This is a genomic window from Phyllobacterium sp. CL33Tsu (assembly GCF_900113985.1).
In the GTDB taxonomy this organism is placed as follows: domain Bacteria; phylum Pseudomonadota; class Alphaproteobacteria; order Rhizobiales; family Rhizobiaceae; genus Phyllobacterium; species Phyllobacterium pellucidum.
In genome coordinates this window covers 160,565-174,233 of record NZ_FORJ01000006.1, presented here as the reverse complement: position 1 = coordinate 174,233, position 13,669 = coordinate 160,565, and the positions used below count along the sequence as shown (strand labels likewise).

Below are 13,669 nucleotides of genomic sequence, written 5' to 3'. Positions count from 1 at the left end.
TGTGCGGGTCCTAGAGATCGAGGATGCCGCGTCTGCGCAGCAATGTCCAGAGGAAGAATGGTGCTCCAACAGCGGCTGTGACAATGCCTATCGGCAGTTCCGAGGGTGCCACGATCGTCCGGCTCACCGTATCGGCAAGCAGCAGCATGCATGCGCCGAGCAGCGCCGCGGCTGGCAGGAGGTAGCGGTGATCCGGGCCGATAACGATGCGCAGAAGATGCGGTACGACAATCCCCACAAAGCCTATGCCACCGCTGACTGCAACGGATGCGCCGGTCGCCGCGGCGACTGTGACGATGGCAACATACTTCAGCCTTTGCACCGGAATGCCGAGGTGGCCGGCGGATGCTTCACCGAGGGCGAGCCCGTTCAGGCCTTGCGCGAGGAACGGGGAGGCAAGCAGCGAGACGATGATGAACGGTCCGGCTGCCGCGATCTTGATCCAACTCGCGCCGGCAAGGGAACCAAGCCCCCAGAAGGTGAGATCACGCAACTGCCTGTCATCGGCGACATAGACAAGTATGCCCATATAGGCGCCGGCCATGGCGCCGAGCGCGATGCCGGCGAGCAGCATCGTCGCGATCGACGTTTGTCCGCGCCGGGTCGCTACCCGGTAGAGAATCGCAGTGAAACTCAAGGCGCCTGCAAACGCTGCAAGCGGCAGGGCGTAACTACCGAAGAATGCGATCATGGGCGCGAGCGCCGTGCCGCCAAGCACGATCATGCTCACCGCGCCAAGTCCTGCGCCAGCCGAGACCCCGACAATGCCGGGATCGGCGAGGGGATTGCGGAAGAGGCCCTGCATCACCGCCCCGGACACTGCAAGTGAGGCACCGATCAGTGCGCCAAGGATGACCCGCGGCAATCTGATGTCGTAGACGATGATCCGGTCGCGGAGCGATACCGCGTCCAGACTATCCTGCGAAGCGGAGAATAAACTGGAGAGCACTGAAAGAGCAGACGCATCCGATGCGCCGGCCGTAAGGCTGAACGCCATGGAAGCCAGAAGGCAGCCACACAAGATGACGATGACTGCCCTTGCCAGATGGGATCGATCGCCATCGGCGAGGTGCCTCGTCGATGTCTGGCGCCGCCCCATGAGTTTTATGGTCAAGGCTTTGCTCATTGGCTGAGTTTGTCGCCATAAATTGCCTTGGCAAGGTCATGCACGGCGTTGGGCGTGCGTGGACCGAAACCGAGGAGATATTGCCCGTTCATGCGTATAATCGATTTCGAAGCGCCGGCCGGAGTCGCGGCAATGGCCTTGTTGGCAAGCAGGTCAGCGTTGGCGGCCGCATGATCCCCTCCCCTGTCCATGACGAGAATGACATCCGGTTTTGCGGTAATGATCGCCTCGTCGGTCAGCGGCTTGTAGCCCTCAAAGCCGCTGATCGCATTCTCGGCCCCTGCAAGTTCGATGATCCCGTTGGCAGCGGTCTTGGTGCCGGAACTAAGGATCTTGCCGCCCTGCGCGCTGAGGATGAACAGGACCCGTTTGCGCTCCTGAATATCCTTGGTCTCGGCCGCAGCTGATGCGAGCTTCTTTTCAAGTTCGCCGGCAAGCGCTTTCGCTTTGGCCTCGGCTCCAAGCGCCTTGCCGACCACCTCGACTTTGCCGACAATGCCCGGGCCCGAATAGCTCTCGGGCACGGAGACCATGGGAACGCTCGCCTTCTTCAGGACATCGATCGTCTCTTTTGGTCCGCTGCCTTCAACGGCGATGATTGCTGTCGGATTGATCGAGAGCACGCCCTCGGGAGACAGTGCGCGCATGTAACCGATGTCGGGAAGCTTGGTCGCTGCATCAGGGAACGTACTCGTCGAGTCCCTGCCGACGAGCCGCGACTCTTCGCCCAGCGCATAGATGATCTCGGTTATCGAATCGCCGATCGACACAATACGGCTCGCATCGGGCAGCGCTCCAGTAACCTCTTCGGCCCGGCCTGGCACGCCAAGCGTTGCCAACAGGAGGCCGGCGCAGACAATTGTCCTGAGTGTCATGGTCGCCTCACGCCGCCGCATGCATGAGGTTCGGAAGATTTTCCACAAGGTCGCGCCAGTCGCTGCGTTCGCCCGATCCTTCGGCCCGCTTGCCGAAAAACTGCACGATCAACGCGCCTTTCGCATCGTAAGCCTCCAGGGATGTTACGTGGCCATCTTTAGTCGGCTTACGTACGGCCCATATTTCGGCGATATGATCGGTCCGCAGATGCATGTGAAACGTCTCGTCGAGTATGTTGATCCAGGGTCCCATAGGCTTGACCGCATGGACCGGACCGCTGTGAATTTGAATGCAACCGCGATTGCCGACAAAGCACATGATCGGCATTTCGCGCTCGGCCGCCTGGTGCAGCATCGTGGTCACCGTTTGCGCGTCTAGACGCCAAGCGAAATCGTCGCCGATGACTTGCACCGCCTGGTGGCGCGTCATGCTCAACGACCGCAATATGCCGAAGAATTCGTGGACGTCGCGCATTTTCTCCCAGCGATCACGCAGGCTGGATGCGTCGAGCTCTTCGATCGCCAGTGTCTTTTCCTCGATTTCGGGCAATGAAGTCAGTTCGATCGTCTGCGTTTGGTCGTCGAGGCGCAGCCTGGCGACCAGTTCTTCATACGCCTCGAGGCTGGAAGCAGGCCGCAAATGAATCTTGTGTATTGCTTCGCCCGCTGCGTCGAAGAATTGCAGGCTGCGGCGCACGGTACCGTCCTCGTCTTTCTTGCAAACTGCAAAACCATGGGCCCAATGGCCCTGGAAGATTCGCATGTCGATCTGTTCGCCGAGAACCATACTGGCATGTTTGCTGACATGGGCGTTTTCGTAAGTGCCGATCTTCTCATGCACGGCGCTTTCGTTACGGGTAAGCGCCATTACTTCGCCAAGTGAAGCAATGTCGGTCAGAAACGTCTCGATGCGCGGGCTGATGCGCACGACGCTGATTCCGCAATAGGCAGCGACGAGCTCGGCTTCCGAGACGCCGAGCTGCTGCGCAAGGTCGCGCTCGCGCATTTTCGGATTTTCAGCACGAGCCTGCCGAATGGTTTCGGGAGTAGATTTTACTGGTTCAGCCATGGCGAGCGCCCCTTGATGTTTTGTTCTCGAATGAAAGTCTGAAGTGGGCAAGAATGCCATTTTTCAAACTTGACTCTTAAAGTCACCTTTATTACTCAACACAAAGAAGAGTCAACCAGTCAAGATTTGAAATGACCTTCTAGAAACAATCGTTTGCAAGCGAGCAATGAGCTTTTTCAAGAGCGCCTTTAAGCCAGCCAGCATTCAGACTCTGGAGAGAATGGGTAATTATGGGGCTTATTGCACGGAATACGGCTGCTCTGCTCGGCGGAGCGGCGCTGATGGTAATGATTGGCTCGACGGTTGCGGAGGCGCAGCAGGCCACGGCAAATGTACAACCGGGGGCGCAACAGCCCGTGGGTGAAGCTGCAAAGAAGGGTCGCGTGACGCTGCTGCAGCGACTGGTGATCGGCGCCGGCGTCGACAAGATCGCGATCGATACGCCGCAGGCTGTTACCGTGGTCGATCAGGAACAGATGGATCAGGACCAGCCCACGACGATTGGCGATACGCTGCGCGACGTGCCCGGTGTCACCGCCATCGGCAGCGACCGCATTTTTGGGGAGGCGTTCAATATCCGCGGTATCGGCGGAGCTGCTGCGGCGGACGAATCGAAGATCATCATCAATGTCGATGGCACGCCCAAATTCTACGAGCAGTACCGCATGGGATCCTTTTTCAGCGATCCCGAGCTTTACAAGCAAGTCGAAGTCCTTCGCGGACCGGCTTCGTCTACCCTCTACGGTTCCGGGGCCCTCGGCGGTGTCATCAATCTGACGACGAAAGACGCGGCAGATTTTCTGGTGAACGGTCAGAACAATTCCGTGCGCGTAAAGAGCGCCTATGATTCCAATGGTACGGGCATTCTCGGCTCAACCATTTATGCGACGCGCCTGAATGAGAATTTCGAGTTCCTCGGGATGGGCAATTATCGCCAGGGCGACGATTACAAGGACGGCGATGGCGACACGATCCAGGGTTCGAATTTCGAATCCTGGTCGGGTCTGGCGAAAGGCACCTATCGTTTCGGTGATGGTAACGAACAGACCATCCGCCTATCCTATCAGCGCTGGCAGGGCAGCGGCGACGACCAGGCCTATTCACAGACCGACAATTTTGATTTTGGAACAGTCGATCGCAAGGTGACTGACCAGACGGCCGTCTTCAGCTACGAGAATCCCGCCAGCGACAATCCATGGCTCAATCTCAAGTTCGAACTCTCCTATTCGGACACTGCGAACGAACAGACCAATGCTTCGGGAATAGGCATGCCCGACCAGCTGTTCGACGATTCGGATTATTCGTACCAGACGTTGCAGGCTCGTCTCGAGAATACCTTTGAGTACAAGGCTGACGATTTCGAGAACTACCTGACGATCGGCACGCAAATCAGCCGTCAGGATCGCGACGCCGAATCGCTCGGCGGTGTCCGGCCTGGGCCGATTCTGTTCCATCCTGAGGGAACCGAGAACAAGTACGGGTTCTACGCCCAGGACGAATTCGTGTGGCGGGAAAAGCTGACCTTGATCCCCGGCATCCGTTATGACTACCGCGACACATCGCCGGGCGAAGGTATCGCCAGTGCCGAAGACACCTCGGATGATGCAATTTCGCCGAAGCTTGCAGCGCTTTACAAATTCAACGACAGCTTCTCGGTGTTCGGGTCGGTGGCCCACACGGAACGGTTCCCGACCATCGATGAGTTCTACTCAACGTCGGGTCCTGGACGCGGGACCTATCCTGGCGGTCGCGCTGCCAGCCTGGATCTCGAGAAGGAGACGTCGAACAATTACGAAGCCGGCTTTTCTGTCGCCGGTTACGATCTGATGCGGGCCGGCGATACGTTGCAACTGAAGACCACCGGGTTCTACAACCAGATCCGCAACCTCATCAGCACCAATCCAAACAACCGCAGCCGCTTGCCCGTCACCTACTACGTTAACATCGCCGAAGCGAAAATTTATGGCGTTGAAGTCGAAGGGTCCTATGACGCTGAGGTCTTCTTCACTCGCCTCGCCTACAGCAACATAAAGGGCGAGGACGAGCAGACGGGTGCTCCGCTGACAACGATCCCCGCGCAGCAACTGACGATGACTGTTGGCGGCCGGATGGTTGATTATGGCGTGGAGTATGGCTGGCGCGGCCAATTCGCCGCTCACACCGATACAGGCTTCACCGGCCAGCCGACACCGGGCTACGGCGTTCACGACATCTTCACAAGCTGGAAGCCCGCAGACGGCAAATATGCCGGTTTCGAAGCCCGCTTCGCTGTCGAGAACATCTTCGATCGGCAATATCGCGAGAATCTGTCCGGCACAGATGCCAAGGGCCGGACCTTCAAACTCACCTTGGCCAAACAATTTGGATGGTAACCATGAAATTTGCAGCAAGTCTTGGCTTTAGCATGACCGCTGTTACAGCCATATCACTTCTTGCCGCAACGGGGCTGGCGTCGGGGGAAGAGTCCACCCCGGCGCCAGCCCTGACTCTTGAATTGAATGCACTGCAGCCCTCCGAAAAGGGCTGCCGCCTTACCTTCGTCGTCAGCAATAACCTCAAAGCTCCGCTCGACAAGGCCGCCTTTGAGATCGCGCTGTTCAACGAAGCGAACGTCGTCGACCGCATCACGGTCCTTGACTTCAAGGATCTCCCCGAAGGCAAGACCAAGGTGCGGCGCTTCGATCTCGGCGACACGGACTGTGCCAAGGTGACGCGTGTCCTCATCAACGACGCTACGGAGTGCTCCGGCGCCGGGATCGACCCGAAAGCCTGTATTCGGCAGTTGAAGCCCATCACCAAATCATCGGTGCAGTTCGGGAGCTGAGTGATGGCCTACGCGCTGGCATTTCGTTCCGAGCCCCAGCCTGTCAGGCTGGCGGAACCGCCAGCGCTGCATCTTGTCTCCGATACCAGTCTGCTCCTCTCCTACGCGCATCCCGAAGAGCATCAGCAACTACCGGGCGCGTCGGCGATGGAACTTTCACCGGATGCCAACGCAGGCGAAAGCCTGTCAAGCACGCCGGTGCCTGTCGCAACAAGCTGGTATCGCAAGCTCCTTCTGTCGTGCGGCTTTCATGCCGCGCTGGTACTCTTCATGGTCGGGTTCATCGCAGACGAAGTCCTGATTGCTGGAAGCCAGCAGACCATGGCGTCTTTGCTTGGCGACGGCGCCGTCGACATGAACAGCTCAGGTGAGCCGGATCAACTTCCTGATGCGACCAATGTCACACTGATATCGATGCAGGCACCAATCCCGATACCGGTGGAAAATGTCGAAGTACCGCCCTCCCCTGCCGCAAGCGACGCCCCAATTGAGACACCGGTACCTGCGGAAGAGATTAAGCCTGTTGAACCGGCAGAAAATGTCATGGCCGTCGAGGAGACGCCAGCAACCGTTGCACCCGCTGACGCATTGGAAGTGCTTGCGGTGCAGGTTCCGTCTGAACACAGCAGCGTCGCCCCGGTAACGCAGACGGCGGACGTTAAGACCGCTGCAGTCCAGCCGGTTGAAGAGCCTGCCGAGAGTTCGGCCGAAGCGCCGCACATCGTCGAGAAGACCGACCCCGCCCCGGTTCAAAAACCCGTGCAGCGAACGGCAAAAATAGAGAGCGAAGCAAAGCCGGCTAAGCCATCCAAGCCACTAGCAGCACAGGGCCGTAATGGCTCGAATGAGCGCACAGCGCGCGTCGGCGTTGCCGACGGCAAGAGCGATGGCGACAAAAGTTCTGATGGCAACGCCAAAGGAAAGTCCACCGTTGAGGGAAATGCGGCGGTATCAAACTATCCGGGTACGGTGACGTCCAAGCTTCGGCGTGCTTTGCGCCGCCAGGGGCGATTGCGGGGTGAGTTGATCGTTTCCTTCGTCGTCGCCAATAATGGCAGCGTATCGAGCGTTGCCGTAGGCCGCAGTTCTGGCAATCCCGCCGTCGATCGGGCGGGGATTGAGACAGTCAGGCGTGCTGCGCCCTTCCCTCCGATCCCCGCCGACGCCAAACGCTCGAGCTGGGCGTTTGACGTTCCCCTCGCCTTTGGCGGTTAAGTGGATTACGCGTCCGTTACTTCCATGAATCGCATGTGATTGTTGAAGGGGTCGGTCACCTCGAGTTCAAGCCGAGTGCCCTCGTCATGAAGTCCAGGCTTCATGTAACGGTAGTTTTTTGCCGAAAGTTCTGCGTGGAACGTTCGTATCCCCTTCATGTAGATAACCATGTTGCCACCCGGCGTTGCATCGCCTGCATGTTCGGACAGGTGTAGCCGCAGACCGCCACGGGAGATTTGCGTGTAAAGCGGAAAGTTGTCGCCGTAGCGATGTTCCCAATCGACCTTGAAGCCTAGGAACCCCAGATAGAATTCGTGCGCCTTCGCCACGTCGAATATTCTGACGATTGGGACAGCCTGTTCAAAGGCGATAGCACTGTTTTCCGCCACGCCATCGATCCGCGCGGCAAGGATGTTCCAGTTCGCCAGGCCAAACTGCCGAGCCACAATCTCGAGTGCTTCGCTTTGTTTGATGGCCTGTTCGCGTTCGGCGAATGCATCTCTCAGCACTTTCGCCATAGCTTTCGCATTGCGGTAATCACGCATAACGTTTCCTTTCATCCGGCGAAATTCATACCCGTGCCCGCGTTGCAGATAATTTCGCCCGACGTTGGAAGGTCAGGAAACATTATGCGAAGGCGTTCACCATGCTCCATTTCTGGAGTGCGGACGGCAGGCGCACCTTCAGGCCATGAGAGCACTTTAGTGAAGGAAATCGTAATTGTCAGGAGGCGGGAATGTGTTTCCCGCAATATTTCTGGAGATGAGGCCGTGGCTGTCCGCGTGGCTGGCTGTTGCCTTTGGAGGGTATATTCCAGTGCGAAGAACGAGGGATGCTGGCTCTATACCAGGCGTTATGGCGACGACGATCTCCCCTCCCCTATCGTAAGGCTGCGGCAGTTCCAGAGTCTAACTCAAAGGGATGCAGGTGGCTTTAAATTACCAAAGTTGTCCGCGGACAACAGCCGCTCAGGCCGCCAATTCGCGCCATGGTTAAATGTTTGTGAATTCTTTACGAATCGGGCCATATTGTAACTGCGCAGTTTGAGCTAAAGTTTCGTCAATTGCGCAGTTCGAGGATCACCGATGTTACAGACACCAATCCAAAGCGGCGAGCAGGAGCACCTGCCATCGATGTTGTCCGCGGATTCGCTGGAATTGTCACGCCAGCTCCAGCTTCACCAGCAGAAGATATTTCCGCCAACGTCCCAGAAAAGCATCCGGCAGTTCACGCCGGCCGAGGCCGCCTACTATATCGGTATTGGTGAAGGCTATCTGCGGCAGGTGGCATCGGAAGGACATGGACCGGAACCCCTTGCAAACGGCAGGCGGATGTATACGCCAGCCGATATGGAGCGGATCCGGCGCTCCCTCGACGAAAAGAACGGATCGCAAAAATACGTACCCAACCGCCGGTCCGGAGAAAAGCTGCAGGTCATCGCGGTAATGAACTTCAAGGGGGGGTCGGCCAAGACGACAACCTCTGCGCATCTGGCGCAATATCTCGCGCTGCGCGGCCAGCGCGTTCTGGCGGTGGATCTCGATCCGCAGGCTTCGCTGTCGGCGCTCTTCGGCCATCAACCGGAACTCGATGTGGGCGAGGGCGAAACGCTCTACGGTGCGATACGCTACGAGGACCCGCGGCCGATCGCAGAGATCGTTCGGGCGACATATACGCAAAACCTGCATATCGTGCCGGGCAATCTGGAACTCATGGAGTTCGAGCACGAAACACCACGGGCAATCACGTCGGGATCGGCGGAGACGATGTTCTTCGCGCGCATAGGCGAGGTGCTCGCCGATATTGAAAGCCTTTACGACGTCGTTATCATCGATTGCCCGCCACAGCTCGGCTTCCTGACGATGTCGGCATTGTGCGCAGCAACGTCGGTTTTGATTACCGTGCATCCGCAAATGCTCGACGTGATGTCCATGTCGCAGTTTCTGGCCATGACCAGCGAGATGATGGCCGTAGTCGAGCGGGCAGGCGGCCGTACAAGCTATGACTGGATGCGCTATCTCGTGACGCGCTACGAGCCCAATGATGGTCCGCAGAACCAGATGACTGGGTTCATGCGCGCGATCTTCGGCAATCGAATGCTACACAATCCCATGCTGAAATCGACCGCGATTTCCGATGCGGGCGTGACCAAGCAGACGCTCTATGAGGTCGAGCGGAGCCAGTTTACGCGGGGCACCTACGACCGGGCGATGGAGTCGCTGAACTCGGTCAATTCCGAAATCGAAGGCCTCCTCAACGCTACCTGGGGGAGGAAATAATGGCCCGCAAGAACCTCATCGAGGTTTCCGCCGCCGAGAGTGCCGCCCCGGATACGCCAACGCCAATGACGGCCACGAGACCGCTCGCCGGCTTTGTCGCCCCTGCCGTGCGCAGCACGCCCATTGGCGGCATCACAAAGACGCTCGGCAGCATCACCCAGAAGTTCGAGCGCGCGCAGGATATCGAGAAACAACTGGCCGAAGGGCAGACGATCGTCGAGCTCGATCCTGCCATCGTTGACGGGTCTTTCATCAGCGATCGCCTTGGCATCGATGCTGCGGAACTTGCCGAACTCGTTGAACAGATCAAGAGCCATGGCCAGCAAGTGCCGATCCTCGTGCGTCCGCATCCGCAAGATAAGGGCCGCTATCAGGTCGCCTACGGTCACCGCCGGCTGGCGGCGGTCCGGCAGCTGGGCACCAGGGTTCGCGCCGTCATCCGAGAGCTTTCCGATGATCAGCTGGTGGTCAGTCAGGGCCAGGAGAATAATGCGCGAACCAACCTGTCCTATATCGAGCGGGCCCTCTTTGCGGTTCGTCTCGAAGAGCGGTCGTTCTCGCGCGATACGATCATGGCTGCGCTTGGCGTGGACAAGGCGGCCCTCTCGAAGATGATCTCGGTTGTACGGCAAATTCCGACCGAGCTTATTGAGGCAATCGGCGCGGCACCGGAGGTCGGGAGGCGGCGGTGGATGGAGTTTGCCGAGCTTGCACCGAAATCAAGGCTCAAGGACTTATTGGCGTTGTTGTCCGCGGACAACTGCAGGGCCATGTCCAGTGACCAGCGCTTTCAAAAGGCCGTCGAGATATTGAGCCGAAGGCCTGACAAGGCGCAAGCAGCCACCGGGGCCAAGGTCTGGGTTCCAAGTGACAAGTCGGTCAGCGTTACGCTGAAAACAACCGCAAAGAAGGCCACGGTCACGCTCGAGGCGAGCAACGGCCCACGCTTTGCCGAATGGATCGCCGACAATCTGGGAGATCTCTATGAGGCTTTCCGGAAGTCGGCCAAGGAAACAACGGGAGACTAAACCGCAAAAGAAAAAGGCCCCCAAACGTTGCCGTCGTGGAAGCCCTTCTCATCTGTAGCAACTTGAGAATCGCATTTCCCCGAATCACTGTCAAGAGTCATTGGCGTCGTTTTGGCGAGTTGAGTTCTTTTGCCTTTTTGAAAAGGTGAAACGAGATGCTCGGAAATCTCATAACGACGCCCTTCGGGCGGCGGGCGATGTCGCTTGGCCAGTTGGAGGCCCAGCGCCAGGCGCAGACGGTGGATCAGGACAAGACGGCCGACAAATGGCAGATCTATCGTTGGCTGTGCGAAGGCAAGGACATCATCGGCATCGGCGATCGGGCGCTTGCCGTTCTCAATGCGCTGTTGTCGTTCCTGCCGGACAATGAACTTTCCAGCGCTAACGGGCTCGTCGTCTTTCCCTCCAACGCTCAGCTCTCAATGCGCGCGCACGGCATGGCGAGCGCGACTCTGCGCCGGCATCTGGCAGCGCTGGTCGAATGCGGCCTCATCACCCGCAAGGACAGCCCCAACGGCAAGCGCTATTCGCGCAAGGGCAGGGGAGGGGAGATTACCGACGCTTTCGGCTTTTCGCTGGCGCCCCTGCTTGCCCGCGCCGAGGAGATCGAAGCCGCAGCAGAAAGTGTGCGCGCTGAAAAACGGGCGCTGAAGCTCGTGCGTGAGCGTATTACCCTGCATCGCCGCGATATAGCCAAGCTGATCGAGGTTGCCGTTGCCGAAGCCATCCCAGGCGACTGGGCGACGCTGTGGCAGCGTCTGCGCACCCTGGTCGAGGCCATTCCGCGCCAGGCGGTCCTCGCCGCGCTGGAGCCGATCCTCGCTGCATTGGCGGATTTGCATGAGGAAGTCGCTATCCTTCTGGAAAACAACATTAATACCAGAAATACGAGCGGCAATGAGTCTCAGACTGAGCCGCAGCAACAGAATTCAAATACCGACTCTCAATCTGACTTTGAACCCGGCTCAAGAAGAAGCCAAGGCGCGAGATCCGAGCCCATCCGGCAGAAGGCCGAGGATGTCACCAAGACCTATCCATTGGGGCTGGTGATGAAGGCGTGTCCGGAAATTACCGACTATGCGGCGGCCGGCATCGACAACTGGCGCGGCTTCATGGCGACGGCGGCGCAGGTACGAGGTTACCTTGGCATTTCGCCCTCGGCCTATGCGGAGGCGCTCGACGTCTTTGGCGAAGAAAACACCGCCATCGTCATCGCCCTGATCCTCGAACGGGCCCAGCACATCAATTCCGCCGGCGGCTATCTGCGGGCCTTGACCGAAAAGGCACGGGCAGGGGAGTTTACCGTCGGCCCCATGCTGATGGCGGCGCTCAAAGCCAATGGGATACGCCCGACGCTGGTGGCAGGGGAATGAGGATGGAGGTTGCCTTAGTTTACGCCCGAAGGCCGAGTTTCCTTTCCCGGTGGAGCACATGTTTGGCCGAGGAAACAGCCGCGCGCACGACGTGAATTCGACAAAACGTGTCCGACAAATTGGAATGCATTGGCTAATCAATTATCCAAGACACAGAAACGAATGCCGTATTAGGTTCAATTATCACGAATATATGCTAGTAAAACAATTTGTTAACCATAATGCGGCCAGGGTCGAAGATAGTTGGCAGCTTCGTCCGGCCCAGCTATGAGCGTCACTGGTGAGAAATGCCAGGCGCTCGCAATGTGTGCGACAAGGGTGCTGGGCTAATTCCTGAAATCAAGGGTCATCTCGATTCGGTTGGCGCTGTTCTGTCCTGAATACACTTGGAATGATCCTCCCAGGCTTTCGACGCGATCCCGGAGCCCGTTGAGACCCATGCCTTCGCGCCAGACCGGGGGATCTCTGTCTTGAAGGTTGTTTCCGCTTTTAACTGAAACGTTAAGCTGCATGCCGTCAAAGGTGCATGTGACGGATTGTTCGTGACCGCGCGCATGGCGGAAGGCGTTGGTCAATCCTTCCTGAACGAAGCGATAGACGCAGATTTTGATGGCAAGGGGGAGGGGCTCCGTAATTGGCAGGCAGTCTACGTCAACTTTGGTATTCGTTCGCTGCTCGTGACTTCGCGCAACCCGGAATATCAGCTCGGAAAGTGCGAGCTTCTCGATATCCGGCAACATCAGACCTTTCGAGATCGAACGTATCTCATCCAGTGCTTCCGAAAGCGCGCCGCCGATTTTCTTGAGCTCAATTTTCCGTGCGGCTCCATTCGGGGCACGGTGTACCTCATCCAGTTTTAGTGCCGCCAGCGTTATCAACTGCGCCGGACCATCATGCAGATCGGCGCCGATGTTGCGAAGCGCCCTTTCATTGAACTCGGCAACACGGCTTGAGGCTTGCTGCGATCGCTCGCGCAGGCGACGATTGTGCTCGGAAATCTGTTCGATCTTTTTAAGGCGCTGCACGAGACCGGCTTTCTGCACATCGATCAACCGGCTGCCGCGATAGACGATTCCAAACAGCCCGAGAACGATAAGGAGGGTCGCCGCCACGATGGCCAGCCAAGTGCGTCTTTGCACAAGGGTAAGCTTTTCCTCAAGTTGGCTGGGTACCTCGTGGATCTCGGCAACGGCAATAATGTCGCCTGAAAGGAGTTCGCGAATAGGGACGTAAATTTCGAGATAGGATTTGTTGAATTCCCGCACCGTGTGTTCGGCGGCCGACAGGTCCGCATACTGCGCCGATACTTCTCCGGCAAGGGCGTCGACGAGGCCATGCGGTGCGGTAAACCTTCGCCCGATAATCTCCGCCGATCTCGAATAGACGATCAGGCCGTCATCCTTCCAGATCTCGAGGTGCGGAAACCTTTTGCTGAATTCATCGCCGCCCAGCAAAGCGTCCAGCCTTTGGATCTGTTCTGCCGACAGAGATTCAACCGTTGCGAGGTCGTGAACGAGAGGGGTGATCAAGCTTTGGAGAAACAGTGCGGTCGCACTGGCGGTGTCTTCGACAGTAACCTTCGATACGATGTTCGAAACAACGGACCCTGCAAGAAACATGGCTCCGAGCATGAACACGCCGCCGGCAAGGGCAAATTGCGTTGACAGGCTTTTCTCGCCAAACCACGCCTTGATTTCTTGCCTCCATTTACCTTGCAAGCATTCCTCCCGAAGCTAGCCGATCAGACCCTAATATACGGCAGGAACGCGCGACCGCTAGGAGATTAGGACATGTGTTCCATAGGCCGTTGGTCCAATCGACCATCAGCCTTAGGTCTGATTCATTTTCCGACCTTGCGACAATGCGATTTACGACCTGGA

Annotated in this window: 11 protein-coding genes; 6 read left to right on the top strand and 5 right to left on the bottom strand. The window is 57.9% G+C overall.

What is annotated here, in order from left to right:
• Window positions 1–10: 10 nt before the first annotated feature.
• From BM074_RS19390 to BM074_RS19380, 3 genes are read right to left on the bottom strand one after another with little or no spacing between them, the layout of a single operon-like run.
• On the bottom strand, window positions 11–1,099 hold the full coding sequence (locus tag BM074_RS19390; protein ID WP_091924465.1) for a FecCD family ABC transporter permease: 1,089 nt from the start codon (window positions 1,097–1,099) through the stop codon (window positions 11–13).
• Window positions 1,100–1,122: 23 nt separating this feature from the next.
• On the bottom strand, window positions 1,123–2,001 hold the full coding sequence (locus BM074_RS19385) for a heme/hemin ABC transporter substrate-binding protein (protein WP_091924462.1): 879 nt from the start codon (window positions 1,999–2,001) through the stop codon (window positions 1,123–1,125).
• A gap of 7 nt (window positions 2,002–2,008) precedes the next feature.
• Window positions 2,009–3,070 (bottom strand): hemin-degrading factor, encoded by a 1,062-nt coding sequence (locus BM074_RS19380; RefSeq protein WP_091924293.1) that lies wholly within the window; start codon window positions 3,068–3,070, stop codon window positions 2,009–2,011.
• 230 nt (window positions 3,071–3,300) lie between these two features.
• On the opposite strand from BM074_RS19380, the gene BM074_RS19375 reads away from it, so the two are divergent.
• Genes BM074_RS19375 through BM074_RS19365 form a run of 3 tightly spaced genes read left to right on the top strand, consistent with a single transcriptional unit; the run spans window position 3,301 to window position 7,109 of the window.
• The gene (locus tag BM074_RS19375; RefSeq protein WP_091924292.1) at window positions 3,301–5,442 is read left to right on the top strand and encodes a TonB-dependent hemoglobin/transferrin/lactoferrin family receptor; all 2,142 of its coding nucleotides are present in this window, start codon (window positions 3,301–3,303) and stop codon (window positions 5,440–5,442) included.
• A gap of 2 nt (window positions 5,443–5,444) precedes the next feature.
• Window positions 5,445–5,894, top strand: coding sequence for a hypothetical protein (locus BM074_RS19370; RefSeq protein WP_091924289.1), 450 nt, complete (start codon window positions 5,445–5,447; stop codon window positions 5,892–5,894).
• 3 nt (window positions 5,895–5,897) lie between these two features.
• Entirely contained in the window at window positions 5,898–7,109 is a 1,212-nt protein-coding gene (locus BM074_RS19365; protein ID WP_244532977.1) for an energy transducer TonB family protein, read from the top strand.
• Between the two features lie 5 nt (window positions 7,110–7,114).
• Here the strand turns inward: BM074_RS19365 and BM074_RS19360 are convergent, their stop codons facing one another.
• Entirely contained in the window at window positions 7,115–7,654 is a 540-nt protein-coding gene (locus BM074_RS19360) for a glyoxalase superfamily protein (RefSeq protein ID WP_027232685.1), read from the bottom strand.
• A 540-nt stretch (window positions 7,655–8,194) separates the two neighbouring features.
• On the opposite strand from BM074_RS19360, the gene repA reads away from it, so the two are divergent.
• The 3 genes from repA to repC all read left to right on the top strand — a co-directional run bounded on the left by repA (window position 8,195) and on the right by repC (window position 11,789).
• On the top strand, window positions 8,195–9,388 hold the full coding sequence (gene repA / locus BM074_RS19355; protein ID WP_027232686.1) for a plasmid partitioning protein RepA: 1,194 nt from the start codon (window positions 8,195–8,197) through the stop codon (window positions 9,386–9,388).
• Window positions 9,388–10,416 carry a plasmid partitioning protein RepB gene (repB, locus tag BM074_RS19350; protein ID WP_091924287.1) on the top strand — a complete coding sequence of 343 codons (1,029 nt, stop codon included), beginning with the start codon at window positions 9,388–9,390 and terminating at the stop codon, window positions 10,414–10,416. Before repA ends, repB begins: the two co-directional genes overlap by 1 nt.
• 155 nt (window positions 10,417–10,571) lie before the next feature.
• Window positions 10,572–11,789, top strand: coding sequence for a plasmid replication protein RepC (gene repC, locus BM074_RS19345; protein ID WP_091924284.1), 1,218 nt, complete (start codon window positions 10,572–10,574; stop codon window positions 11,787–11,789).
• Between the two features lie 326 nt (window positions 11,790–12,115).
• Here the strand turns inward: repC and BM074_RS19340 are convergent, their stop codons facing one another.
• On the bottom strand, window positions 12,116–13,507 hold the full coding sequence (locus tag BM074_RS19340) for a sensor histidine kinase (RefSeq protein WP_091924282.1): 1,392 nt from the start codon (window positions 13,505–13,507) through the stop codon (window positions 12,116–12,118).
• Window positions 13,508–13,669: the final 162 nt, after the last annotated feature.

Coding starts and splice junctions, on each gene's coding strand:
- BM074_RS19365 (WP_244532977.1), top strand. CDS start 5,898: ATGGCCTACGCGCTGGCATTTCGTTCCGAGCCCCAGCCTGTCAGGCTG.
- BM074_RS19375 (WP_091924292.1), top strand. CDS start 3,301: ATGGGGCTTATTGCACGGAATACGGCTGCTCTGCTCGGCGGAGCGGCG.
- BM074_RS19385 (WP_091924462.1), bottom strand. CDS start 2,001: ATGACACTCAGGACAATTGTCTGCGCCGGCCTCCTGTTGGCAACGCTT.
- repA (WP_027232686.1), top strand. CDS start 8,195: ATGTTACAGACACCAATCCAAAGCGGCGAGCAGGAGCACCTGCCATCG.
- repB (WP_091924287.1), top strand. CDS start 9,388: ATGGCCCGCAAGAACCTCATCGAGGTTTCCGCCGCCGAGAGTGCCGCC.
- BM074_RS19360 (WP_027232685.1), bottom strand. CDS start 7,654: ATGCGTGATTACCGCAATGCGAAAGCTATGGCGAAAGTGCTGAGAGAT.
- repC (WP_091924284.1), top strand. CDS start 10,572: ATGCTCGGAAATCTCATAACGACGCCCTTCGGGCGGCGGGCGATGTCG.
- BM074_RS19390 (WP_091924465.1), bottom strand. CDS start 1,099: ATGGGGCGGCGCCAGACATCGACGAGGCACCTCGCCGATGGCGATCGA.
- BM074_RS19380 (WP_091924293.1), bottom strand. CDS start 3,070: ATGGCTGAACCAGTAAAATCTACTCCCGAAACCATTCGGCAGGCTCGT.
- BM074_RS19370 (WP_091924289.1), top strand. CDS start 5,445: ATGAAATTTGCAGCAAGTCTTGGCTTTAGCATGACCGCTGTTACAGCC.